19 protein-coding genes are annotated in these 22,882 nt (G+C 65.5%); 7 read left to right on the plus strand and 12 right to left on the minus strand.

Annotated elements, in window-relative coordinates; translation table 11 throughout:
* Nucleotides 1-24 precede the first annotated feature (24 nt).
* The 4 genes from AC4D2W_RS00905 to AC4D2W_RS00920 all read left to right on the plus strand — a co-directional run bounded on the left by AC4D2W_RS00905 (nt 25) and on the right by AC4D2W_RS00920 (nt 4,822).
* The gene (locus AC4D2W_RS00905) at nt 25-702 is read left to right on the plus strand and encodes a hypothetical protein (RefSeq protein WP_490925048.1); all 678 of its coding nucleotides are present in this window, start codon (nt 25-27) and stop codon (nt 700-702) included.
* Between the two features lie 467 nt (nt 703-1,169).
* Nucleotides 1,170-3,659: an excinuclease ABC subunit UvrA gene (uvrA, locus tag AC4D2W_RS00910; RefSeq protein ID WP_490925987.1), complete on the plus strand. Its 2,490-nt coding sequence runs from the start codon at nt 1,170-1,172 to the stop codon at nt 3,657-3,659.
* A gap of 60 nt (nt 3,660-3,719) precedes the next feature.
* Nucleotides 3,720-4,274, plus strand: a complete 555-nt coding sequence (locus AC4D2W_RS00915) for a GNAT family N-acetyltransferase (RefSeq protein ID WP_490925049.1) — start codon at nt 3,720-3,722, stop codon at nt 4,272-4,274.
* A complete protein-coding gene (locus AC4D2W_RS00920) occupies nt 4,238-4,822 on the plus strand; it encodes a GNAT family N-acetyltransferase (RefSeq protein ID WP_490925050.1) in 585 nt (194 codons plus the stop codon). Before AC4D2W_RS00915 ends, AC4D2W_RS00920 begins: the two co-directional genes overlap by 37 nt.
* A gap of 91 nt (nt 4,823-4,913) precedes the next feature.
* Here the strand turns inward: AC4D2W_RS00920 and AC4D2W_RS00925 are convergent, their stop codons facing one another.
* Nucleotides 4,914-6,737, minus strand: coding sequence for an immune inhibitor A domain-containing protein (locus tag AC4D2W_RS00925; RefSeq protein WP_490925051.1), 1,824 nt, complete (start codon nt 6,735-6,737; stop codon nt 4,914-4,916).
* Nucleotides 6,738-6,935: 198 nt separating this feature from the next.
* On the opposite strand from AC4D2W_RS00925, the gene AC4D2W_RS00930 reads away from it, so the two are divergent.
* On the plus strand, nt 6,936-8,732 hold the full coding sequence (locus AC4D2W_RS00930) for a bifunctional metallophosphatase/5'-nucleotidase (protein WP_490925052.1): 1,797 nt from the start codon (nt 6,936-6,938) through the stop codon (nt 8,730-8,732).
* Between the two features lie 225 nt (nt 8,733-8,957).
* On the opposite strand, the gene AC4D2W_RS00935 is transcribed toward AC4D2W_RS00930, so the two are convergent.
* The 8 genes from AC4D2W_RS00935 to AC4D2W_RS00970 form a co-directional block, all read right to left on the minus strand.
* Nucleotides 8,958-9,389 carry a GNAT family N-acetyltransferase gene (locus AC4D2W_RS00935; RefSeq protein WP_490925053.1) on the minus strand — a complete coding sequence of 144 codons (432 nt, stop codon included), beginning with the start codon at nt 9,387-9,389 and terminating at the stop codon, nt 8,958-8,960.
* Between the two features lie 56 nt (nt 9,390-9,445).
* A complete protein-coding gene (locus tag AC4D2W_RS00940; RefSeq protein WP_490925054.1) occupies nt 9,446-10,753 on the minus strand; it encodes an HRDC domain-containing protein in 1,308 nt (435 codons plus the stop codon).
* A 112-nt stretch (nt 10,754-10,865) separates the two neighbouring features.
* Nucleotides 10,866-11,495 carry a DUF3000 domain-containing protein gene (locus tag AC4D2W_RS00945; RefSeq protein WP_490925988.1) on the minus strand — a complete coding sequence of 210 codons (630 nt, stop codon included), beginning with the start codon at nt 11,493-11,495 and terminating at the stop codon, nt 10,866-10,868.
* Between the two features lie 221 nt (nt 11,496-11,716).
* A complete protein-coding gene (locus tag AC4D2W_RS00950; protein ID WP_490925055.1) occupies nt 11,717-12,790 on the minus strand; it encodes a threonine aldolase family protein in 1,074 nt (357 codons plus the stop codon).
* Between the two features lie 83 nt (nt 12,791-12,873).
* The gene (locus AC4D2W_RS00955) at nt 12,874-13,644 is read right to left on the minus strand and encodes an SDR family NAD(P)-dependent oxidoreductase (RefSeq protein ID WP_490925056.1); all 771 of its coding nucleotides are present in this window, start codon (nt 13,642-13,644) and stop codon (nt 12,874-12,876) included.
* Nucleotides 13,645-15,036 (minus strand): DUF6421 family protein, encoded by a 1,392-nt coding sequence (locus AC4D2W_RS00960; RefSeq protein WP_490925057.1) that lies wholly within the window; start codon nt 15,034-15,036, stop codon nt 13,645-13,647. It lies immediately after the preceding gene.
* Nucleotides 15,037-15,216: 180 nt separating this feature from the next.
* The gene (locus tag AC4D2W_RS00965) at nt 15,217-15,537 is read right to left on the minus strand and encodes a hypothetical protein (protein ID WP_490925058.1); all 321 of its coding nucleotides are present in this window, start codon (nt 15,535-15,537) and stop codon (nt 15,217-15,219) included.
* 139 nt (nt 15,538-15,676) lie between these two features.
* Nucleotides 15,677-17,257 carry a peptide chain release factor 3 gene (locus tag AC4D2W_RS00970; protein ID WP_490925989.1) on the minus strand — a complete coding sequence of 527 codons (1,581 nt, stop codon included), beginning with the start codon at nt 17,255-17,257 and terminating at the stop codon, nt 15,677-15,679.
* 300 nt (nt 17,258-17,557) lie between these two features.
* Here AC4D2W_RS00970 and AC4D2W_RS00975 point away from each other — a divergent pair, with 300 nt between their 5' ends.
* Together AC4D2W_RS00975 and trpS are read left to right on the plus strand one after the other, a co-directional pair.
* A complete protein-coding gene (locus AC4D2W_RS00975) occupies nt 17,558-18,724 on the plus strand; it encodes an acetyl-CoA C-acetyltransferase (RefSeq protein ID WP_490925059.1) in 1,167 nt (388 codons plus the stop codon).
* Nucleotides 18,725-18,908: 184 nt separating this feature from the next.
* Complete coding sequence (gene trpS / locus AC4D2W_RS00980; RefSeq protein ID WP_490925060.1) at nt 18,909-19,952, plus strand: tryptophan--tRNA ligase; 1,044 nt, start codon at nt 18,909-18,911, stop codon at nt 19,950-19,952.
* 141 nt (nt 19,953-20,093) lie between these two features.
* Here the strand turns inward: trpS and AC4D2W_RS00985 are convergent, their stop codons facing one another.
* The 3 genes from AC4D2W_RS00985 to AC4D2W_RS00995 form a co-directional block, all read right to left on the minus strand.
* Nucleotides 20,094-21,443 carry a M14 family zinc carboxypeptidase gene (locus AC4D2W_RS00985; RefSeq protein ID WP_490925061.1) on the minus strand — a complete coding sequence of 450 codons (1,350 nt, stop codon included), beginning with the start codon at nt 21,441-21,443 and terminating at the stop codon, nt 20,094-20,096.
* Between the two features lie 251 nt (nt 21,444-21,694).
* Nucleotides 21,695-22,165, minus strand: coding sequence for a ribosomal maturation YjgA family protein (locus AC4D2W_RS00990; protein WP_490925062.1), 471 nt, complete (start codon nt 22,163-22,165; stop codon nt 21,695-21,697).
* Nucleotides 22,166-22,279: 114 nt separating this feature from the next.
* On the minus strand, nt 22,280-22,879 hold the full coding sequence (locus AC4D2W_RS00995) for a V-type ATP synthase subunit D (protein WP_490925063.1): 600 nt from the start codon (nt 22,877-22,879) through the stop codon (nt 22,280-22,282).
* Between the last annotated feature and the right edge of the window lie 3 nt (nt 22,880-22,882).

Here is a 22,882-nt window from a genome sequence, read left to right on the forward strand (position 1 = left end):
ACGTTCAGAATTGTGGAGTCTGCATTGTCCCGAGGAAAACACCATCCGCCGAGGCCCAAGCCGGCCAACAGCGAAGGGCTGCTGATTGCCAACGACCTGAAAAAGGACCGGGGCTGGACGGACACGCAGATCAAGACCTTCCTGCCAGAACCTGACCAGACTGCCCGCAACCCGTTCTCCCGCAAAGCCGCTCCCATGAAGCTGTACGCGCTGGAGAGGGTCGAAGCCATCGAGGCCACGCCCGCATACCAGAAGGCGCGGGAAGCATCACGGACCCGGCAGATTGCCGCCCGCACCCGTGCCCTGGCCAAGAAGAAGGAAGCCGTTGCCGCAGCGGAGGCTCTGGAGCTGAGCATCGTGCCGGAACCATGGCAGGAGATGCAGGACAAGGCTATTGCGCACTTTAACAGCCGGCTCCGCCGCAGCCAGTCCCCGGCCAGCCGGAACACCTCCAAGGCACGGCTGGACCGGCTGACCGTGAATTACCTGCGGCACAAGCAGACCTCCTACGAGGAGGAGCTGAAGGAATTCAAGGGAGTTGTGGGCGTGGGGGAGGCGTACCTTGTGGTCCGCAACCGCATCCTGGACCTCATTGCGGACACCTACCCGCTGCTTCGCGATGAGTGCGAGCGGCAGAAGTTCGAAGCCCCTGAGCTGCCGGACGGCGTGCAATTGCCCGACACCCTCACGGTCCAAGGCTGACCTGCCGGTACTTGGGCTGGGGTCTTGGGCGCGGATCCAGGATCCGAACCTGGCGGCCCGATCCAGGATCCGAACCTGGCGGTCCGAATCTGTGGTCCGAGTCCTTCGGGCAGATAACGGGATGTGCCAAAAATCCTTCGTGCAGATCAGGGGCTCAAACGGGGCTATTTGACGGTTTTGAGCCCGGTATGTGCACGAAGGATCTGTGGGCCTGCTCTATGGGCCCGGTATGTGCACGAAGAATCTCCTGGACCGCTCTTTGAGTCCGGTATGTGCACGAAGGATTCACCCGAGACGCCGGCCCCGGCGAAATCGAGCAGCAGCCGGACGGCGTGACGCGCTAAGCGGAAAGCCTGCTGATCATTTAGTCCCGCGGCCGCCTCCTCGGTAGGCTTAAACCGATGAGTACTGCTGATTCCTCCCCGAAAACTGCCCAGACTGTCAGCACCGATGTGAGCGCCAGCGGCATGGTCCGTGTGCGCGGCGCGCAGGAAAACAACCTGCGCAACGTCGACGTCGACATTCCCCGCGATGCGATTGTCGCCTTCACGGGGGTGTCCGGCTCAGGAAAGTCCTCGCTGGCGTTCGGCACCATCTACGCGGAGGCCCAGCGCCGCTACTTCGAGTCGGTCGCCCCGTACGCGCGGCGCCTGCTCTCCCAGGGTCACACACCCAAGGTGGAGGAAATCACCGGGCTGCCTCCCGCCGTCGCGCTCCAGCAGCGCCGCGGCACCCCCGGCTCCCGTTCCACGGTGGGCACCCTGACCACACTCTCCAACTCCATGCGCATGCTCTTCTCCCGCGGAGGAACCTACCCGGCGGATGCGAAGCCGGGCAGCCTGGACTCGGACGCGTTCTCGCCCAACACTGCGGCCGGCGCCTGCCGGGAGTGCTCGGGTCTGGGGATTGCCCACACGGTGACCGAGGATTCGCTGGTGCCGAACCCGGACCTGACCATCCGGGACGGGGCCATCGCTGCGTGGCCCGGCGCCTGGCAGGGCAAAAACCTGCGCGATATCCTCATCCAGCTGGGCTACGACGTCGACGTGCCGTGGAAAGACCTGCCGAAAAAGGACCGCGACTGGATCCTGTTCACCGAGGAACAGCCCGTGGTGATGATTACCCCGCAGCGGGACCGAGTGGCCAAGCCGTATAAGGGCCGGTTCTGGAGTGCAAAGTCGTACGTCATGCACACCCTGGCTGACTCCGGCAGCGAGCAGATGCGCAAGCGCGTGCTCGAATTCATGGTCTCCGGACCGTGCCCGGTCTGCGGCGGTGCCGGCCTGCGGCCCGAAGCGCTCGCCGTAACGTTCGCCGGGCGGAACATCGCCGAGCTGAACGGCGCCACCCTGAGCGAACTGGCGGAAATCATCCGGCCGACGGCGGAGCTGAAGTCCGCGGGAACGGCCTCGCGTGCAGCGGCGTCCAACGAGGACACCGAGGTTGCCGTCACCATCACCCGCGACCTGCTGTCGCGGCTTAAGATCCTCATCGACCTGGGCCTGGGGTACCTGAGCCTGTCCCGGTCCACGCCCACCCTGTCGCCCGGTGAGATGCAGCGCCTGCGCATCGCCACCCAGCTGCGCTCGGGCCTGTTCGGCGTCATTTACGTCCTGGACGAGCCCTCCGCAGGCCTGCATCCGGCCGATGCCGAGCCGCTTCTGGCCGTCCTGCAGGAACTGAAGGATGCCGGGAACTCGGTGTTCGTCGTCGAACACAACATGGACGTGGTCCGCAGCGCCGAGTGGATCGTGGATGTGGGTCCGCAGGCCGGCGACGGCGGCGGCACCGTGCTCTACAGCGGTCCCGTGGAGGGTCTGGCGCAGGTGGAGGAAAGCGCCACCCGTCCGTTCCTGTTCCGTGAGGCGGAGGAGCCGGCGTCCGCAGGCCGCACGCCCGAGCAGTGGCTGAACCTCAAGGGCATCAGCCGGCACAACCTGCGCGAACTCGACGCCGAAATTCCGCTCGGCGTCCTCACCGCCGTCACCGGTGTTTCCGGCTCCGGCAAGTCGACCCTGGTCAGCCAGGTGCTGGCCGAAACCGTGGGCGTGCACGTCAACGGTTCCGCCGCCACGGCAGCAGAACGGGAGGAAGACCCGGACGCGGAAACGCAGGACGACGTCGATCCCGGCGCCACGGTGCGCGACATCGCCGGGCTGGAGCACCTGGACCGCCTGGTCAGGGTGGACCAGCGGCCCATCGGCCGCACGCCGCGCTCCAACCTGGCCACCTACACCGGGCTGTTCGACGCCGTGCGCAAGCTCTACGCCGGCACCGACGAGGCCAAGGCCCGCGGCTACACCGCAGGCCGTTTCTCCTTCAACGTGGCCAGCGGGCGCTGCCCCACCTGTCAGGGTGAAGGCTTCCTCGCCGTCGAACTGCTGTTCCTGCCCGGCACCTACGGTCCCTGCCCGCAGTGCCACGGTGCGCGCTACAACGAGGAAACCCTGGAGGTGACCTACCGCGGCAAGAACATTGCCGACGTGCTGGGCATGCGCGTGGAAACTGCGGCGGAGTTCCTCGCGGACGTCCCGGCGGCGTCGCGGAGCCTGCAGACCCTGCTCGACGTCGGCCTGGGCTACCTGCGCCTGGGCCAGCCCGCCACCGAACTTTCCGGCGGCGAGGCCCAGCGCATCAAGCTGGCCACCGAGCTGCAGCGTGCCCGCCGCGGACACACCCTGTACCTGCTCGATGAGCCGACCACCGGTCTGCATCCCCAGGACGTGCGCCTGCTGCTCGCGCAGCTCAACCGGCTGGTGGACGCGGGCAACACCGTGGTGGTGGTGGAGCACTCCATGAACGTGGTCGCCGCGGCCGACTGGGTCATCGACATGGGACCGTCCGGCGGCGACGACGGCGGCCGCATCATCTGTGCCGGCACCCCCGCCGAGGTGGCCGCCTGTGAGGCCAGCCGGACCGCTCCCTACCTGACCGCTGCCCTGCAGACGCTGCGGTAGCTTGCCGGGTCAGTAAGCAACTTGCCGGGTGGGCAGGCAGGCGCCGGGTTAGGCTGTGGCGTGCTTACCAACTCGCAGGACTTCCCCGCCGCCACGCTGCTGGACGGCATCACGCTCACCGTAGTGGGCCCGGACGACGCCGGTCGGCTCGCGGCTGCCTACCGGCGCAACCGGGATTATCTGTCGCCGTGGGAGCCGGTGCGCCCGGACTCCTTCTTTACCGAGGCAGGCCAGCAGGCCGTGATCGACGCCAAGCTGGCCCTGCATCAGGCGGGCAGCGAGGTGCCGATGATCCTCTCCGAGGGCGGGCGGGTTGTCGGCACCGTTACCCTGACCGGGATTGTCCGCGGACCCTTTCTGTCAGCCAATCTGGGCTACTGGATTGACGAGGGCTGTGCCGGACGGGGTGTGGGCACCGCGGCGGTGGCCGCCGTCGTTGAAACCGCGCGGGAAATCCTGGGCCTGCACCGCATCCAGGCGGCCACGCTGCTGCATAACGCCGCGTCCCAGCGGATTCTGGAGAAGTCCGGTTTCGAGCGGATCGGCCTGGCGCCGCAGTACCTGAAAATCGCCGGGCAATGGCAGGACCACCTGCTGTTCCAGCGGATCCTTTGACCGGCGTGGATCCGGTCCTGAGGGCCGGGCTCATTACGACACCCCGTCTGACGCTGGAGCCGCTGGGCGTTCATCATGCAGAAGAGATGACCGCGGTGCTGGCGGGAACGGCCATCTACCGGTACATCGGAGGCCAGGCCCCAACAGCGGAGGAGTTGTCCGGCCGCTACGCCGCCCAATGCGTGGGTCCGTCCAAAGACAGCGGTGAGGCGTGGCTGAACTGGATCATCCGGGAAACGGGCTCCGCGGTCGGATTTGTGCAGGCCACCGTGGTCACGGAGGCCGCGGGACCGACGTCGTACATCGCGTGGGTGGTGGGCGAGGCGCACCAGGGCAGGGGAATTGCCACCGAGGCAGCCAGGGCCATGCTGCTCTGGCTGGCACCGCGCACAGGCGGGTCCGCGGCGGCCTCTATTCATCCGGGGAACCGGGCCTCGGCCGCGGTGGCGCGGAAGCTCGGCCTCACTCCCACCGGGCGAATGGACGACGACGGCGAGGAACGGTGGGAGGGCGGCCCGCCGGCGCTGGGAACCGGAACCGCTCCATGAAAAAGCGGCAGGTGCCGGAGATCTGCTCTCCGACACCTGCCGCCCGGGCTTCCGGTTCAGGGCCTCTGCTGACGGCCCCCGGGGTGTGGTGCTACTTGACCTTGACGGTCATCATGCCCTTGGAATTGCTCTGAATAACCTCGATGCTGGTGCCGGAACCGGCTACCCGAACACTGCCCTGCGGGTTGGCGGGGTCGTAGTAGGCGTTGGGGTTGCTGTCGTTGAAGACGGCAACGCCGGGACGCGACGGAACATTGAGGGTGGTCATGCCGGCAGCGGTCTCCCGGTGCAGGCTCAGCGGATCAGTGGCTTCCTTGCCGAACGTGGCGTCGAAACTCTGGATACGGTTGCGGGCAACCACGCCGTCGGTCCACCGCAGGGCCTGCGGACGGGCGTCGACAGGAAGGACCAGTCCGGCGCCGGGGTGCTGGCTGGTGTTGTTGTTGCGCTGTCCGGCGTTCCAGTACGTCACGAGCAGGCCGTTCTGGTACGGGAAGTGCTCCACCCGGTCCGGAGAGCTCAGGGCCCAGCCGAAGTTGTACGGTCCGGTCTGCAGCGTGGCGTCGTATCCGACGTACTGACGGTTCTCCGCGAGGTAATACCGGCCGTTGCCCTGGGCGTCCTTGGGCAGGTTGACCACGAGGGCCTGCTGCTTCTTGGTGGCGTGGTAGGACGGGCCAAGCATGTGCGTGGACTTCACGCCGGCGGTGGCTACGTCATAGTCCAGCCAGCCCAGCTGCAGTTTCTCCCAGGCGCCCAAGTGGTTGGGGGTGGTCCCGATGGAACCGGTGCCGCGGCCCAGCCAGGAACCGGAGCTCATGAGAGTCCAGAAGCCGGTGCCGTTGTCTCCGCCGGCCGTGTCGTAGAGATCGGGCAGGCCGAGGTCATGGCCGTACTCGTGGGCAAAGACACCCAGGCCGCCGTTCTCGGGTTCGGTGGTGTAATCCCGGATCCAGACCTTGGAGTCGCCGATGCGGATGCCGCCGAAGGGGTTGGCGGCCGGGCCCTGCGTGCCCCGGCCGGCCTGGCCCACGGACCAGCGGTGTGACCAGATGGTCGATTCCGGTGCGCCGGCTTCTTCACCTTCGCCGGCATGGATGGCCTGGAAGTGGTCGATGTAGCCGTCAGGCTCATCGAAGTTGCCGTTGTTGTTGTAGTCGTAGCGGTCCCACTTGTCGAAACCGGCCAGGTAGGTGTCGATGTCGGCGGCTGACTTGCCGGAGGCCAGCTGTGCGTCGTACCAGGCGTCCGCAGCGTCCTGGACAAAGCGGGTCATGTCCGCCTGGCTTTCGGTCTGGCCGTAGCTGGCGGAGTTGTAGGGGACCGTCACCCACTCGCTGACATCGCCGTCCACCGTGTAGCGTCCGCTGGACATCTCTTCATAGAGGGTCTTCAGCGACTCGCCCTCGGTGTCAAAGAACATGTCCTGGTAGTGGTCACGGCTGAAATCGGGCAGCCAGTTTGTGGAGTTGTCCACGCTGCGGTTGGGCTCCGGGATCTGGTTGTGCACCGGACCGGGTGTGGAGGCCGGGAAGCGCGGGTCCACCTGCGTGCCGAAATCAATGAGGAAGGACAGGATCTGGTCGCTGTCCTCCAGCCCGTACTGGGCCCACTGCCCGGGCGCCACCTGGACGGACTTCGAGCCGCCGCGCTGCTGCACGGGAGCCTCGCCGCGCACCACCTTTTCCACCGCCTGCTGGTTGAGCGTGCGCCGCTGCTCCTCGGCGGTGTCCGTGCGGTCATCGGCCTTGGCAGCGGTGCCGTTGGCCCCCGGGGCTCCGAAGGAGCTGCTGTTTTCAGGTGCCGGCGGCGGAGTGGACGGAGCCGCGAAAGCGGCCGTCGCCGGAGAAAGAAGAAGGGCTCCGCTGACGGCCAGTATGGCCGCCTGCCGGGCATTGCCGTGTTTCTTAACCAATTGGTCCCCTTAGAACGGGTGTGAAGTGAGGTGGAATAAAAGTATGTCCGCAGAACCAAAGCGTGAAACCCGGGGTCTCTTTGGAAGTAATTTCCGCAAGAATTATCGTCATTTGGCACGCGCCTCTGTTGGAATTGTCCTTTAACCTGTAAGGGTGCCTAGGGGGACTTTTATACGTACTACTAGGAGTTGTTTACATTGCTGTTTTCATCCGCCCGACGCCGGGGTGCTGCCACCGCAGTCACCGCCGCCGTGGCAGTTTCACTTGTTTCCATGACCCCTGCGGCAGCGGCGCCGCCGGAGCATGCAGGCAAGGATCAAAAGACCAGCGTCACCGTGCTGGGCACCTCTGATCTGCATGGGTACGTGGAGAACTGGGATTACTTCAAGGACGGCGAATACGAGGACGCTGCACACAATGACGTGGGACTAGCCAAGATCTCCACCCTGGTGAATTCCGTCCGCGCCGACCGGGGGCGGGAATCCACCCTCCTGATTGATGCCGGAGACACGATTCAGGGCACCTCACTGACTGATTACTTTGCCAACACGGAGCCGATCACCGAGACCGGCGAAATCCACCCCATGGCGGCGGCCATGAATGCCATGGACTATGACGCTGCCGCGCTGGGGAACCACGAATTCAACTACGGGCTGGACATGCTCCGCGGATTTGAAAAGCAGCTGAACTTCCCGCTGCTCGGTGCCAACGCGGTTGATGCAAAGTCGGGCAAGCCCGCATTTACTCCGTACATCATCAAAACGGTCAAAACCAAGGGCAACAAGCCCGTCAAGGTTGGCATCCTCGGAGTGACGAACCCCGGTGTGGCCATTTGGGACAAGAACAATGTGGAGGGCAAGCTTGTCTTCCCCGGAATTGTTGAGCAGGCACAGAAATACGTGCCGGAAATGAAGGCCCGCGGCGCCGACGTTGTGGTGGTCAGTTCCCATTCGGGAACCTCAGGTACCTCGTCCTATGGGAGTGAGCTGCCCCTGGAAAACGCGTCCACGCAGCTGGCCGAAACAGTCCCCGGCATTGACGCCGTCCTGGTGGGACATGCCCATCAGGAAATACCGGAGCGCTTTGTCACCAACAAAACCACGGGCGAGCAGGTGCTGCTCACCGAGCCGATGAACTGGGGCATGCGCCTGTCCGTGATGGACTTTGAACTGACCAAGGTGCGCGGCCAGTGGGACGTGACGGCGGCGTCGTCGTTCCTGCTTAACGCCAACACGGCAGTTGCCGATCCGAAAATCTCCAAGCTGGTGGCCGAACAGCACCAGCGTGTCATCGATTACGTCAACACCCCCGTTGGCACTGCCACCGAAACCATGCCCGCGCGTGAATCCCGCTACCGCGACACCGCGGTGATGGACTTCGTGAATTACGTGCAGGCTCAGGTGGTGGACCGCGCGCTCGACGGCGGACCCAACGCGGACCTGCCGGTGCTGTCCATCGCGGCGCCCTTCAGCCGCACCGCGGAAATCCCCGCCGGCCCGGTCACCATCCGCGACCTTGCCGGACTGTACGTGTTCCCGAATACCCTCTTCGGAGTGGAAATGACCGGGGCCCAGGTTCGGGAGTACCTGGAGTACTCGGCCAAATACTTCGTCCAGACCGCTCCGGGAGCCCCGGTGGATCCCGAGACGCTGACCAACGCCGACGGAACCCCGGACTACAACTACGACATCATGTCCGGAGTGTCCTATGACATCGACATCTCCAAGCCGGTGGGCCAGCGCATTCAGAACCTCAGCTTTGACGGGGCTCCGGTGGACCCGGCCCAGCGGTTTGCGGTGGCCACCAACAACTACCGGCAGTCCGGCGGCGGGAACTTCCCGTACATCGCCGGCGCTCCGGTGCTCGTGAACCAGCAGACGGAAATCCGTCAGCTGCTCATCGACTACGTGGTGGCCCAGGGATCGGTTAACCCCGCGGACTTCGCGGAAAACAACTGGCAGCTGGTGCGCAACGGCGTGCCGGTCTTCGAGTAACACCGGGAGACAACACCGGAACATAGCAGCGAAGCCGAAGCGGGCAGTGGATCTCAGCCCGCTTCGGCTTCTCTCTGTCAACCTGGCCGAGAGCCGTTTTACGGCCCGCCGGGCAGGGCTGAAGCGGAACAGGAATGCGGAGGCGCGGGCCTTGCGCAGGCCCGTAAGGTCGGAGGGCCGCACCATCACCGGGTCGTCCCCTGTCTCGGTTCCTCCTGCCATGTTTCACGCATCGAAGCGGACAAACGCCCGCAGCGGCAGCCCGCCGTCGTCGGCGTCTCCGCCCGCCTGCCGGTAGCCAAGAGATTCGTAGAAGGCCTTTTGCTCCGGCTCGGTATCCGTCAGCAGGACTTTCTGCCGCACATGCGCATAGGGTGCCAAAACGAGCTCGACGAGGCTCCTGCCCAGCCCGGTGCGCTGGTACCGCGGATCAACCAGGACATCCTGGAGATAACAGATGGAATGACCGTCGGAGATGACCCGGGCCAGGCCCGCCAGATCGTTCCCGTCGCGGGCCACGGCCAGCAGTGTGGAACCGGCGAGGGCTGCGGCCAACTTCGGCGGGTCCTCGGTGTAAGCGCTCCAGCCCACCGCATCATAAAGCCGCACGACGGCGGCAAGGGGCAGGTCTGATCCGTCGGAGTAAACAAGTTCCATGGGCCACAGCCTAGCGGCTTGGTTCGGCACGCCGCGGCAGTCCTAGCGGGACAGCCTTAGCGGGACGCGGCGGCGTCCTTTTCCTTCTCCACCAGCGGATCCGGATCCAGGAACGCGACGGTGAGCACCGCAGCCGTCTGCTCGATCTGCCATTCACGGGCACCAAGATCACGCAGCGCCGCGCTGATCGACTCCAGATTGATCTGGGCCGGCGGACGCCAGGCGACCCGGCGGAGGGTGTCGGGGGTCAGGAGATTCTCGATGGGCAGGTTCAGCTTCTCCGCAAGTGCGGCCAGACGCGGCTTGGCCGTCTGCAGGCGTGCTGCTGCGGCCGGATCGTTCTTGGCCCAGACCCGCGGAGGCGGCGGGGCGTGGGTGGGGATATGCAAGGGCGGCAGGTCCTTTGTGGACCGGGCCGCCGAGATGCAGCGCAGCCAGCGGGGCGCTTCCTTCTGCGCGGCGCGGCCGTGGAAGCCCGGAGTGCCCAGCAGCTGCGGAACCGTGGTGGGCATAGCCCGTGCAGCGGCCACGATCGCGGAATCAGGAATGAGCCGTCCCGGCGCAGTGTCGCGGTTTTCCGCCAGGTGTTCGCGTTCAGTCCACAGTTCGCGGACGGCGGCGAGCTGGCGCCGGTCACGCAGCTGGTGCATCCCGCTGGTGCGGCGCCACGGGTCCACGCGCGGGGCCGACGGCGGTGCGGTGCGGATCGCTTCGAACTCCTCTTCCGCGAAGGCGAGCTTCCCGGCGTCGTCGAGCACCTTAATCAGTTCCACGCGAAGCTCCGCGAGGACCTCAACGTCCAGGGCGGCGTAGCGCAGCCACGGCTCGGGCAGCGGGCGGGTGGACCAGTCGGCGGCCGAGTGTTCCTTGGCCAGGGTGAAGCCGAGCAGGTTTTCGATGACGGCGGCCAGGCCAACGCGCGGCAGGCCTGCCAGGCGTGCGGCGAGTTCCGTGTCGAAGAGTTTGTCCGGCCACATGCCCAGTTCGGACAGGCAGGGAAGGTCCTGGGTGGCTGCGTGCAGGATCCATTCCACGCCCTTCAACGCATCGTTGATGATGTCCAGGTTGTCGAACGGTTCCGGATCAATCAGCCAGGTGCCTGAGCCTTCGCGGCGGATCTGGACCAGGAAGGCCCGCTGGCCGTAGCGGAAACCGGAGGCGCGTTCGGCGTCGACAGCGGCGGGACCGGTTCCGGCGGCAAGAGCCTTGGCGGCCCGTTCCAGTCCGCGGGGAGTATCGATGACCAGCGGCACCCCGTCTTTCGGTGCCTCCAGCAGCGGGAGCGCAACGGGCTCGGCGTTCGGGTCGGCGGTTTGGTCAGCGGAAGAGGTGTGCGTGGCGGAGCCGGGTATCTGCGCGGTCATAAGGAGTCCAGTCTATCGAGTCCGGCGGAGCCGTGCTGACAGCCGGTGCCTGCGGGCGGTGTTCTGCGCGGGGTTGGGCACCGGTTTGGCGCCGGAGTTGGGGTGCACAGGGTTAGCTTCGGCGCACCCGCGGGAGGGGAGTGACGCCGTCGGGCAGGGGAGGCAGTCCGGCGAAGGTGCAGACCATGTCCGACCAGGCTTCCAGATGTGCCTGCACATCAGCCGAATCCGGGGTCCAGGAGGCACGCAGCTCAATGTCGATGGCGTCTCCGCGGCCGGCCAGGGTCCCGTAGCTTTCGGAGAGGATGCGGGTGGCAGTTCCGCCGGCATGGGAGTATCCGGCGTTGTGTTCCTGCAGGGCGTCCACGAGCCAGGTCCACGCCACGGAGCCCAGCAGTTCATCGTTGCCCATGTCCGGTTCAAGTTCGGCCCGGATATAGGTGACGATCCGGAAAGTGCCGTTCCAGACGGGGGAGCCTTCGGGGTCGTGCAGGAGGATAAAGCGGCCGGTGGCCAGCTCGGTCTGCTCCGGAATCACGATCCCGGACGGGCCATGGCCGAGTCCTTCATCGCGCGCAAGCGGTCCGCTCGCCAGGATCTCCGCACCGAGCGAGACGGCAAACGGCGCCAGCCGGGCCGGAGCCGGAATCTCGTTCAGATGCAGCTCCGGGCGGCACCGTGCACGCCGCAGGGAACCGAGGGCTTTCAGGAAGTCTGGGGGTACTTGTGATAAGTCACCGATTGCACTCACCTTCGCAGACTACGGGCGCGCGGTTCAGACCACGGGACGGGCTCGCCGCCGTGACCCATTCGTTACCTGTCCAGCGTAGGTTGTGGTCCCCGTGGGTGAAAGGTTTCAGGGAACCGTTCCCGGCCGGCACATGAATAGGTCCCGGGCTCCTTGGTGAGGAACCCGGGACCTCTTCGTCCGGTTGGACGGACTTATGACGCAGTGGGACTGATTTACACCGTCTCGGGATCCGCAGCAACCTCGCGGGCAATTGCTTCGGCGAAGGCGTCGATGTCGGCCTCGGACGTGTCAAAGGTGCACATCCAGCGCACCTCACCCGTGGCCTGGTCCCAGTCGTAGAAGCGGAAGGCGGTGCGCAGGCGGTCGGCAACTCCTGCCGGGAGCTTCGCGAACACGGCGTTGGACTCGGTGGGCTGGGTGAGCTCCACGCCGTCGATCTTCTCCACCGCCGCACGCAGCCGCTGCGCCATCGCGTTGGCATGCGAGGCCGAGCGCAGCCACAGGTCGTTCTCATACAGCGTGACGAACTGGGCGGAAATGAAACGCATCTTGGAGGCCAGCTGCATGTTCATCTTGCGCAGGTAATCCAGGCCGGGGGAGGCCTCCGGATTCAGCGAGACAATGCACTCGCCGTACATCATTCCGTTCTTGGTGCCGCCCAGGGACAGGATGTCCACGCCGGCGTCGGTGGTCATCGCACCCATGCCCACGCCGAGCGCCGCAGCGGCGTTGCCCAGCCGGGCGCCGTCCATGTGCAGGAGCATGCCGTGCTTGTGGCAGTGCTCCGCGATGGCGGTGATTTCCTCCACGGTGTACAGGGTGCCGAGCTCCGTGGACTGCGTGATGGACACGGCCAGCGGCTGGGCGCGGTGCTCATCTCCCCAGCCCCAGGCCTCCTGGTCGATCAGTTCGGGCGTCAGCTTGCCGTCCGCGGCGGGGATCTGCAGCAGTTTCATGCCGCCGATCCGCTCCGGTGCCCCGTTCTCGTCCACGTTGATGTGGGCGGTGGAGGCGCAGATGACGGCGCCCCAGCGCGGCAGCAGGGACTGTAGGGCGGTGACGTTGGCGCCGGTGCCGTTGAAGACCGGGAAGGCACGCATCTGGCTGCCGAAGTGCGCGGACAGGACCTCGCGCAGCCTGGCCGTGTACACGTCTTCGCCGTAGGCCACCTGGTGGCCCTGATTGGCGGCGGTCAGCGCATCCAGGATTTCGGGGTGCACTCCGGAGTAGTTGTCGGAGGCAAACGCGCGGATGGATATGTCATGCAGGGGGGAAATGTTGGTCACAGTGTCCAGTATCTCTTACGGGGTGTTCGGTTTTGTCCGGGCAGTGCCGGAGTGTGCAGGCGGTCCGGCGCAGGCAGTGCAGCTCAGCGCTGCGGAACCAGCGAGATGCGCTGTCCGTTCAGCTGCGCGGCATCCCGGCCAAAGAGGCCGACCGCGGCATCGGCCAGGGTTTGTACGTCGGTGTAGGTGCTGAAGTCCCGGTCCGGCTCGGCCGCACGCATGGAGTCGTCCACGAGGGCTTTGACCACAAACACGACGGCGGCCGAGTGCTGCGGCTGCGGGTTCTCCTTGGCGCCGGACTGGGCCCGGCGGAACCCCTGCGCGATGGCCTGGACCCAGGCCTCGGCCGCGGCCTTGGCTGCCGCATATCCGGCACCGCCGGCGGTGGGGGATTCCACGGCGGTGGAGGACACAATGGCCAGCCGGCCGTCGTCGGACGCGGCCAGCTGGTCATAAAAGCTGCGGCTGACGTTGCGCAGCGTCTGCAGGATGTTGGTCTGCAGGAAGTCCCAGTCATCTTCCTTCTGCCCGGTGATGCCGCCGCCGCCGCGCCAGCCGCCCACCAGATGGATCAGGCCGTCGATGCCGCCGTACATCTCCTGCAGGTCCTGAGACAGTGCGTCCACGTCGCCGGGACGGGACAGATCGCAGGTGCGAAGGTCCGCATCGAACAGGTCGAAGAGGGTGTTTTCCAGCCGGGCGGCGTCGCGGCCCACTGCCACCACCTTGGCCCCGGCGGCTTCCAGTGCCTTGCAGACCGCCACGCCGGAGGGCGAGGCGGCGCCGGCCACCAGGACGGTGCGTCCGCGGACGGAGGACGCGGTAACAGATCCTGCGGCCGGCTCAGTGCTCATTTACTTTGAACTCCCTGTAATTCCCGAGGTGGACTCGATGACCGGAGCCATCTTCTTGGACAGCGCTTCGTAGAACATGGACAGCGGAAATTCGTCGTCCAGGACCTGGTCGGTGAGCCCGCGCGGCGGACCGTCCAGCGGCAGGGCGTCCGGGCCCTTGGCCCAAACGGAGGCCGGGTTGGGCGTCAGCGTGGCGGACACCAGATCGTAGGCGGCAAACCAGTGGGCGGTCTTCGGCCGGTCGATGGAGCGCCAGTACAGTTCCTCAATGTTCGCACCCAGGCGGACAACGACGTCGGCCACGTCTTCCCAGTCGATGCTCAGCTTGCCGTCGGTCCAGTGCAGGACGTGGTTCTGGTGCATCCAGGCGAAAAGGAGCTGGCCGCCGAGGCCGTCATAGTTGCGCACCCGGCTGCCTGTAATGGCGAACCGGAAGATCCGGTCAAAAATCACCGCGTACTGGACCAGCGTGGCATGTTTGCGAGCTTCGGGGGAAGCGTCCTCGTCCTTTTCGATCTTCACGGCTTCACGGAAAGCAGTGAGGTCGCAGCGCAGTTCCTCCAGGGAGTAGAGGAAGTACGGCATGCGCTGCTTGATCATGAACGGATCAAAGGGAAGATCGCCGCGCATGTGGGTGCGGTCATGGATGAGATCCCACATGACAAAGGTGTCCTGGGCCAGTTTCTGGTCATCCAGCAGGGCGGCGGCGTCCTCGGGCAGCTGCAGGGAGGTGATCTCCGCTGCGGCACGCAGCACGTGGCGGAACCGGGCAGCCTCGCGGTCGGCAAAGATGGCTCCCCAGGTGAAGCTGGGGGTTTCGCGGACGGCCACGGTTTCGGGGAACAGTACGGCGGAGTTGGTGTCATAGCCGGGGGTGAAATCGAGGAACCGGATCGGGACAAAAAGCTTGTTGGAGTACTCGCCGGCTTCCAGCTCGCTGACGAACTCCGGCCATACCACTTCGATCAGCACGGCTTCCACGTAGCGGTTGGTGGAACCGTTCTGCGTGTACATCGGGAACAGGACCAGGTGCTGCAGTCCGTCCGTGCGGTCCAGCTGCGGGGAGAATGCGAGCAGAGAGTCCAGGAAATCCGGTTCGCCCAGTCCGTCGGCGACCCAGCGCTCAAGGTCGCTGACCAGCAGGCGGAGGTATTCGGCGTCGTGCTCAAAGGCGGGAGCCAGGGCCTGGACGGCGGCGGCAATGACGGAAATGAGCTCTTCCGCTGCGCTGCGGTTTTCCGGGTCGACCGAGCCGTTCATGTTCTGCAGCGGCTGCAGGTCGGTGGCGGCTTGCTTTAGCGCCTGCCAGGCCTCGGAGGTTTCCGGTGCAGTGCCGGCGGGAACGGCGGCAAAATCCGGGCGGGAAAGCGAGGGGAACGCGTGGACAGACATGGCTGCGACCTTCCAGAGGGAGGCCGCCCCGAAGCAGTGGAGCGGCAGTGAAGTATTGCGAAGAGCATACTCACGAAAAACTAACGCTTACGCTGTTTCGGGGTAAAGGTAAGCATTCCTTATGCTCGGGGTTCCCGGGCAGGGCCGTGACCGTAACGTGTGCTGCGGGTCACAGGCGTATTAGGAGGAGGAAGAGGGCTGCAGATCAACTGTGCCGTCCCCGATGACAACCTGCTGCCCGGGACACACCCTTTCGCTGAGGACAGTCTCCTGGCCGGAAAGGAACTGAACGCTAATGTCATCCTCGCTGCAGCCGTAATCCAGGATCACGACCCCGCCGTCGGCGTCGACGGTGAATTCCTGGTCCCCGGTGGAGACCGTCACGGCCTCAGGGCCCTCGTTGCTGAACTCGAGGTCGCCGTCGGCGCTGCATGCAGTGAGGGCACCGGCCAGCGCCACCACGAAGAATCCGATTCTGCCGGACTGCTTCCGGTAACTCATCTGCTCCCCGCTTTCCCGCCGGCGTGGGGCGCGGCGTTGGCAGCGAGCTTATAACGGTCTCCTGGTTTTGCCGAGGGTCTCCATCCGCCCGGCGGACCGGGCGCCAGCTGATGCTCAGTCCAACCGCGCCCTGCGGAACCTAGTAGCTCCGGCTGTTGGGGGATTCGGTGCCGATGACGCTCAGCGACACTTCGGGGTGGTTCTTTTCCACGCGCCGCAGTGCCCAGACGTCGTTGAACAGCGCCAGGAACGCACCGTCGGTGCGCTGCAGCACTTCGGCGCCGTGCACGTTGGAGAGGACCTCCGCTGCGTCAGGCGTGGTGAGCCGTGCCAGCGAGTAGGAGAGCTGCTCGTAGCGCATGGGCGCGTTGAAGTCCTGCGTCATGCGGTCCTCCACCACCTCGAACTGCATCGGGCCGACGGCGGCCAGCACCGGAGCCTGGTCTCCGCGCCGGTCCGAGCGCAGCACCTGGATGATGCCTTCGTGCTCCAGCTGGTCGATCCCGCGCCGGAACTGCTTGTAGCGGCTGGGGTCCTTGGACCGGGCCACCCGGAAGTGTTCCGGGCTGAAGAACGGAATGGGCGGGTACTCGACCGGCTCCTCAACGTACAGGCTGTCGCCCACGCGCAGGGCCGAAGCGTTAACCAGCCCGACGACGTCGCCCGGGTACGCCTGGTCGATGACCTCGCGTTCACGGCCGAACAGGTGCTGGGCGTACTTGGTGGCGAAGGTCTTGCCGGTGTTGGAGTGGGTGACCACCATGCCGCGCTCAAAAATGCCGGAGCAGACCCGGATGAAGGCAACGTGGTCGCGGTGGGCCTTGTTCATGCCGGCCTGGACCTTGAAGACGAACCCGGAGAACGGGGCCTCGACCGGGCGGAGTCCGCCGTCCTTGTCTTCGCGCGGTCCGGCGGAGGGCGCCAGATCCACCAGTGCGTCCAGGATCTGCTTCACGCCGAAGTTCAGTGCGGCGGAGGAGAACAGGATGGGAGTGGCCTTGGCAGCCAGGAACGCATCGCGGTCAAACTCGCGGCCGTCGATGACCAGCTCGGCTTCACCCAGGGAGTCTTCCCACACGTCGCCTTCGCGGGCGAGGGCGTCTTCGGGGCTGAGGTGTTCTTCCTTGGCCAGGGAGGCGCCGGAGTTTTGCCGTTCAAAGTGGACGTATTCGTCCTTCTGCAGGTCCCAGACGCCGCGGAAATCTCCGGCGATGCCCACGGCCCAGGTCAGCGGCATGGGGGTGAGCCCGGTGCGTTCGGTGATTTCATCCATCAGGGCCAGCGGATCCAGTCCGGGACGGTCCCACTTATTGATCACGGTGATGATCGGCAGGTTGCGGGCGCGGCACACCTCAAAGAGCTTCATGGTCTGGGTTTCCAGGCCCTTGGCTGCATCCACCAGCATGACGGCGCAGTCAACGGCGGCCAGCACACGGTAGGTGTCCTCGGAGAAGTCGGCGTGGCCCGGAGTGTCCAGCAGGTTGATCACGGTGTCGCGGTACGCGAACTGCAGGGCCGTCGAGCTGATCGAGATGCCGCGGTCCTTTTCCATCTGCATCCAGTCGGAAACCGTCTCGCGGCGGTTCTCCTTGCCGTTGGTGGCACCGGCGGTGCCGATCACGCGGGCGTGCAGGGCCAGCGCTTCGGTGAGCGTGGACTTACCGGCGTCGGGGTGGGAGATCACCGCAAAGGTGCGTCGCCGGGAGGACTCCCGGGCGATGACCTGATTCGCCGATTTGCCGGCCGGGCTGGTGGTGGCGCTGACGGTGGGCTGAACCTGTAAGGACACTCCGCTGCTTTCACGTGTGGTGGGTAGGTGGCCGCGGGGGTTGGACACTCGCGGCGGTGCTGCCAGTGATGGCAGCCTTTCCATTCTAGCCGGTGCGGGGCCGGGGCCCGACGGCGCAGCTCGCGGCAGCTTGCCGGCGCGCATACCGGCAGTCGGGTGCCGCCGTCGCCGTCGTCCTTTACTGTGGGGGGGGGAAAGCAGCAGCTCTTACGACGACGAAAGGCCTGTTCCATGGCTGAAGCATTCATTATCGACGCAGTGCGCACCCCGGTGGGTCGGCGCAACGGCGGTTTGAGCACCATTCACCCGGCCGACATGGCCGCCCATGTGATTGCCGAGACCGTCCGGCGCACCGGAATCGATTCGGCGGAGTTTGACGAGGTCATCCTCGGCGCCATCGACCAGGTGGGTCCGCAGGCCATGGATATTGCGCGCACCTCCTGGCTGGCGGCCGGGCTTTCCGAACGGGTTCCCGGCACCACGGTGGAGCGCCAGTGCGGTTCCGGACAGCAGGCGGTGTCCTATGCGGCGCAGGCCGTCATGAGCGGCACCAGCGACCTGGTCCTGGCCGGCGGAGTGCAGAGCATGTCCTCAATTCCCATCGGCTACGCCAACACCGCTGCCCGCGAGCTCGGGTTCCCGAATCCCTTCGCCGGGTCCGCCGGCTGGGCCGAGCGCTACGGGGACCAGCAGGTCTCCCAGTTCATTGGGGCGGAAATGATGGTGGACAAGTGGGGCCTGACCCGCTCCGAGATGGAGGACTTCGCCGTCGAATCCCATGTCCGGGCGCTCGCCGCCCAGGCCCAGGGCCGCTTTGACCGGGAGATCCTGCCGCTGAACGGCCTCAGCGCGGACGAAGGCCCGCGGGAACCGAACCGCGTCAAGATCGAGTCCCTGGCTCCGCTGTCCGACGGCGGCCGCCTCACCGCTGCCACGTCGTCGCAGATTTCCGACGCCGCTGCGGTCCTGCTGCTCGCGTCCGAGGACGCAGTGCGCCGGTACGGCCTCAAGCCGCGGGCACGCATCCATTCCATCTCGGCCCGCGGCGACGACCCCATCATGATGCTCAGCGCGCCCATCGAAGCCACGCGGCACGCCCTGGGCAGGACAGGCATGAGCCTGGACGACATTGACCTGCTGGAAATCAACGAGGCTTTCGCCTCCGTGGTGCTGGCCTGGCAGCGCGAACTCGATGTGGACATGGACAAAGTGAACGTCAACGGCGGCGGTATTTCGCTGGGGCATCCCATTGGTGCCACCGGTGCGCGGATCATGACCACCCTGCTCCATGAACTCGAGCGCACCGGCGGACGCTACGGTTTGCAGACCATGTGCGAGGGCGGCGGCCAGGCCAACGTCACCATCATTGAACGCCTCGATGAGAGCTTCCGGCTGTAGGGCAGATTCTCCGGCCGGGGTTAGTATGGGGCGCATGAACCTTTGCCCCATGAGCTGGTGGCGGCTGCACTAGGCAGCCGGTTCATTCATCATGTCCGCGGGCTGGCACGGCAGCCCGCGACGCGTTCCTTCTCCGCTGTCCGCAGCGCTGTGCAGCCCTCCACGCTCAGATAGAGGAATAGCCATGAATTCATTTGCCGCTGCGGAACAGCGTTCCCGACAGCTTTCGCAGACCATCCTGCAATCGCCCGGGGACTATCGGGTCCTCACCGGTGAACGCCCCACCGGCTTCCTGCATCTCGGTCACTTTTTCGGCAGCATCGTGGAGCGGATCAGGCTCCAGCGCGCCGGGGTGGAAGCCTTTCTGGTCCTTGCCGACTATCAGGTGATTACGGACCGCGATTCCATGCCGCGGGTGCGCGAGTACGTCTACAGTGCCGTTCTCGATTATCTTGCCGCCGGGATGGATCCGGACCGGACGACGATCTTCACCCATTCGTCGGTTCCGGCACTGAACCAGCTGATGCTGCCGTTCCTCAGCCTGGTCACTGAAGCAGAGCTGCACCGCAATCCCACGGTGAAGTCGGAGCTGGCGGCCTCCGGGCGGGCGCTGAGCGGGCTCCTGCTGACCTATCCCGTGCATCAGGCTGCGGACATTCTGTTCTGCAAAGGAAACCTGGTGCCGGTGGGGAAGGACAACCTGCCGCACGTTGAAATGACGCGCGTCATCGCGCGCCGCTTCAACGAACGGTACGGCAGGGTTTTTCCGGAGCCGGAGGCCTTGATCACCTCTGCTCCCGAGGTGCCGGGGCTGGACGGGCGCAAGATGTCCAAAAGCTACGGCAACGCGATTTCGCTGGGGATGTCTGCTGACGAAACAGCGCAGGTCATTCGCCGAACTCCCACTGATTCGGAGCGCCGCATCAGTTTTGACCCCGCGTCGCGTCCCGGAGTGTCAGCCCTGCTCTCCACTGCAGCCCTGTGCCTGGGGCAGACGCCGGAGGAGGTTGCGGAAAGCATCGGGGACGCCGGCAGCGGGGCGCTGAAGAAAAGAACAACGGAGGCGGTCAACGGCTTTCTTGCCGGCCACCGCGAGCGGCGGGCTGAGCTGGCCAAAGACCCGGGTTTCATCGGGAAGATTCTCCAGCAGGGCAATGATCGGGCCAATCAGGTGGCCGAGCAAACCCTGGATGAGGTTCGGACGGCGATGGGCACGCGCTACGAGTGAGAGCGTCGTGCCATCGCCGGACCGGTCCGAAAGCCGGCATGGCACCCGCATGGCACAAAGGGAGACCGCCATCACCGATGACGGTCTCCCTTTCCAGCGTGGTCCTGGCCGGAGAATCCAATCTTCTTGACGCGTTCTCCTTTAGGGGCAGGTGTCCAACGGGGTGGCTTCGCTCACGTTGAACGGTGCTCGCGCATCAAAGATCAGCGGAATGAGAGTCTTGGCGGGCTGGGCCATGGTGACAATGGCTCCGTCCCTGTTTCTCTTCCACGTAATGCCGTGCAGTTCCAGAACCGGCCGCAGATCCGTCAACTGAGTGGCGGAGAGCTGGTAACCGCACATCGGGTGGGGCTCTGCACCGTCAGGGGTGGTGGGCAGCATGTCATCCTGGCCGTCGAAGTACACAACGCCGGAGCGTTCGGCACCGGCCTGGGCAGCCTTGCTCGCGGCATCGACTGATGCCTGCGCCAGGGTCTGCCGGTTCTCGATGAGCATCGAGACCGAGCCCACGGCACTGTCATACTGACCCGCCACGCGGCGCCGGTTGAGCAGCGTCACGTCGCTTTCTTCCTCCGGGGTCACAGCATCGCTGGCGGTTTCGGTCAACTGGCCCGTGATGTGCCGGAGGCCAGCGTAGTTGCGGAGGATCCTGCCCTGCCCGTCGCCGGCGATCTGCTGGAAGGGAACACCGTCCTTGACCAGTTGTCCGTAGATGCCCGTGGTGTAGCCGTCGGATGCGACCTGTGCCAGGGAATAGTCATTCACCATGGTCTTGGAGAGATCGTGAATCTGCGGATCCACGTTGCGGTTGCGCGGCCACAACGCCAGCACCTGTGAGTCATAAAACTCACTTGGGCCGAATTCGTGCAGGTCATTGAGGACATCCGGCTTCCAGTCACGCATGACCTTGGCCAGGGCGCGGGCTTCGGGTGTGGAGAGTGCAAGGAAATCGCGGTTGATATCAACACCGGCAGCATTGCCGCGGGTGTCGGCCTGCCACCCGTCAGGATTAATGGTGGTGAACAGCACCGTGGTTTCTTTCAGCAGGCGGATCCAGGAGGGATTTGTCGTAGTGGACATGTCCCGTGCCAGCTGCATGCAGCCTTCCCTGCCGGAAGGCTCATCACCGTGAATGGAGCAGTTGAAGAGAATCACGGATCCTTTAGCGGCCTCGGAAACAGGTTTGGGCTCCGGATATCCGACTGACACCATTTGAATCGGCTGTTTGGCCCCCGAGGTTCCGATCCGTTCCACCTTGACCCGTGGACTGCTGTCGTCGAGTTGCTGGTTGAACTTCCGGGCTTCAGCCACCGACGTCCATGCCGCGCCGTTGCTGATCTCGAACGGCGTCCTGAGGTCCTGGACCTTCGCAGCCGTTGCTGCCCGGACCGAAGTGTCCTGGATGCTGGTGGGGGCTTCCTCCAAGGTCCTCTTCAGCTCATCCGCGGAGGTATCCGACAAGGACGCGACACCGGCTACGGTTCGCGGCACGGTAGATGTCACCGGTGCATGTCCGGAGGTAAGCAGGGCGCCTGTTAATGAGGTAACGCAAATTAATAACGCTGAGCGTTTGAAATGCATACGATTATCCCCTTTGCGAGTGATGCCATCGCATTCGCAAACGGTGAGTGCACCGCGCCATGCGATGCGCTCAACCTGCCATAACGCCGGAGCGGTTTTGCAGGATCGCTCACTAAAAGACGAATTCGCAGGGTCAACATGGCGCCGGAGGTCGTTGAGGATTACTGTTCCGATTTGGAGCCGGAAATCCGAACACCCGGAACCGTTCCCGCCAATCTTCTGTTTGCAATGAGCTGCACCGCCGAATCGGCACTCCCGGCCGCGGCAGCGCCGGCCGCGTAGGCGGGCAGATCCCAGGGGTTGAACGTGGTTCCGAACACCAGACGCAGCGGCGGCCACTCAAGGGCCCACTGCGCGGGCCAGGGGGTGAGCTGGAACAGCTCGACCAGGACGCAGAGCACGACGGCGGCAGCGGCCACTGCGGAGCAGCGAACCCGGGGCGCCGCAAATGCCAGCACAAGGTAGATCAGCACTGCGTACAGGATTCCACCCGCGGCATCTCCGACGGATCCGGCAAGGGCGACGCGTGCCCAGAGTCCTGCGCCCACTACTGTGACGGCCGCTCCGGCCAGCAGGAGCCGGCGGGAGGCCACGGAGCGGCCCGGGAAGGACGCTCGTCGGAGGAAGGACATGGTCGCAATCTACCCCAGAGGTTCAGCACCAATGGTTTGTCGGTCAGTGGGGGGCAGACAATGGACCGGCTACCAGCGGTTACCTGAATGAGGAAAGCCGGATCAGCACAATAGTCAGATCAGCCCGGCTGACCAGCGCAGCCGCAGGCTCTCCTCCAGCTCCTGTTCCGCGATCTTCCGGCCAATCTCCGCCAGCTGTTCGTGAAGCAGCGGAATCCACCTGTTCTCTACGGCGCGCTGCCGGGTGCGGGTGGCTACCAGTTCACGGGTCACCAGTTGCAGGGCCCGTTCGGCGCTCGCCGCCGCCACGGCTGCCTGCAGGGCGTCCCGATGCGTGGCGCCGGCGTAGGCGAGGGCTGAACTTCCGCCCGTCGGCGCGGCAGCGGGCAGGACGCATTCAGCACCCTGGGGATAGGAAATTCCCATGGCCCCTCCCCATTGCACCTGTACGGTTGCGGGCGTATCCGGTGCGGCTTCACTGATCCGGTCCGAGCCGTCGAGACCGGCAGCCCGCTGCAGCCACACCGCCGCCAAGGCTGCCTGCTTCTGCCAGGCCAGCCGCGCGGCGTCGGCCTCGCCCTGCAGGCCTTCAATGGCGCGCTGCAGGATGCGCTGCTTGCGGTCCAGTAGTTCAGCTCCGCGGGTGGCGGTGGCCAGGCGGCGTTCAATGTCGGCCTTGTCCGCCCGGCTGCCGCTGCTGCGGAACCCGCTCACGAC

The sequence above is a fragment of the Arthrobacter sp. TJ-58 genome (genome assembly GCF_058269295.1).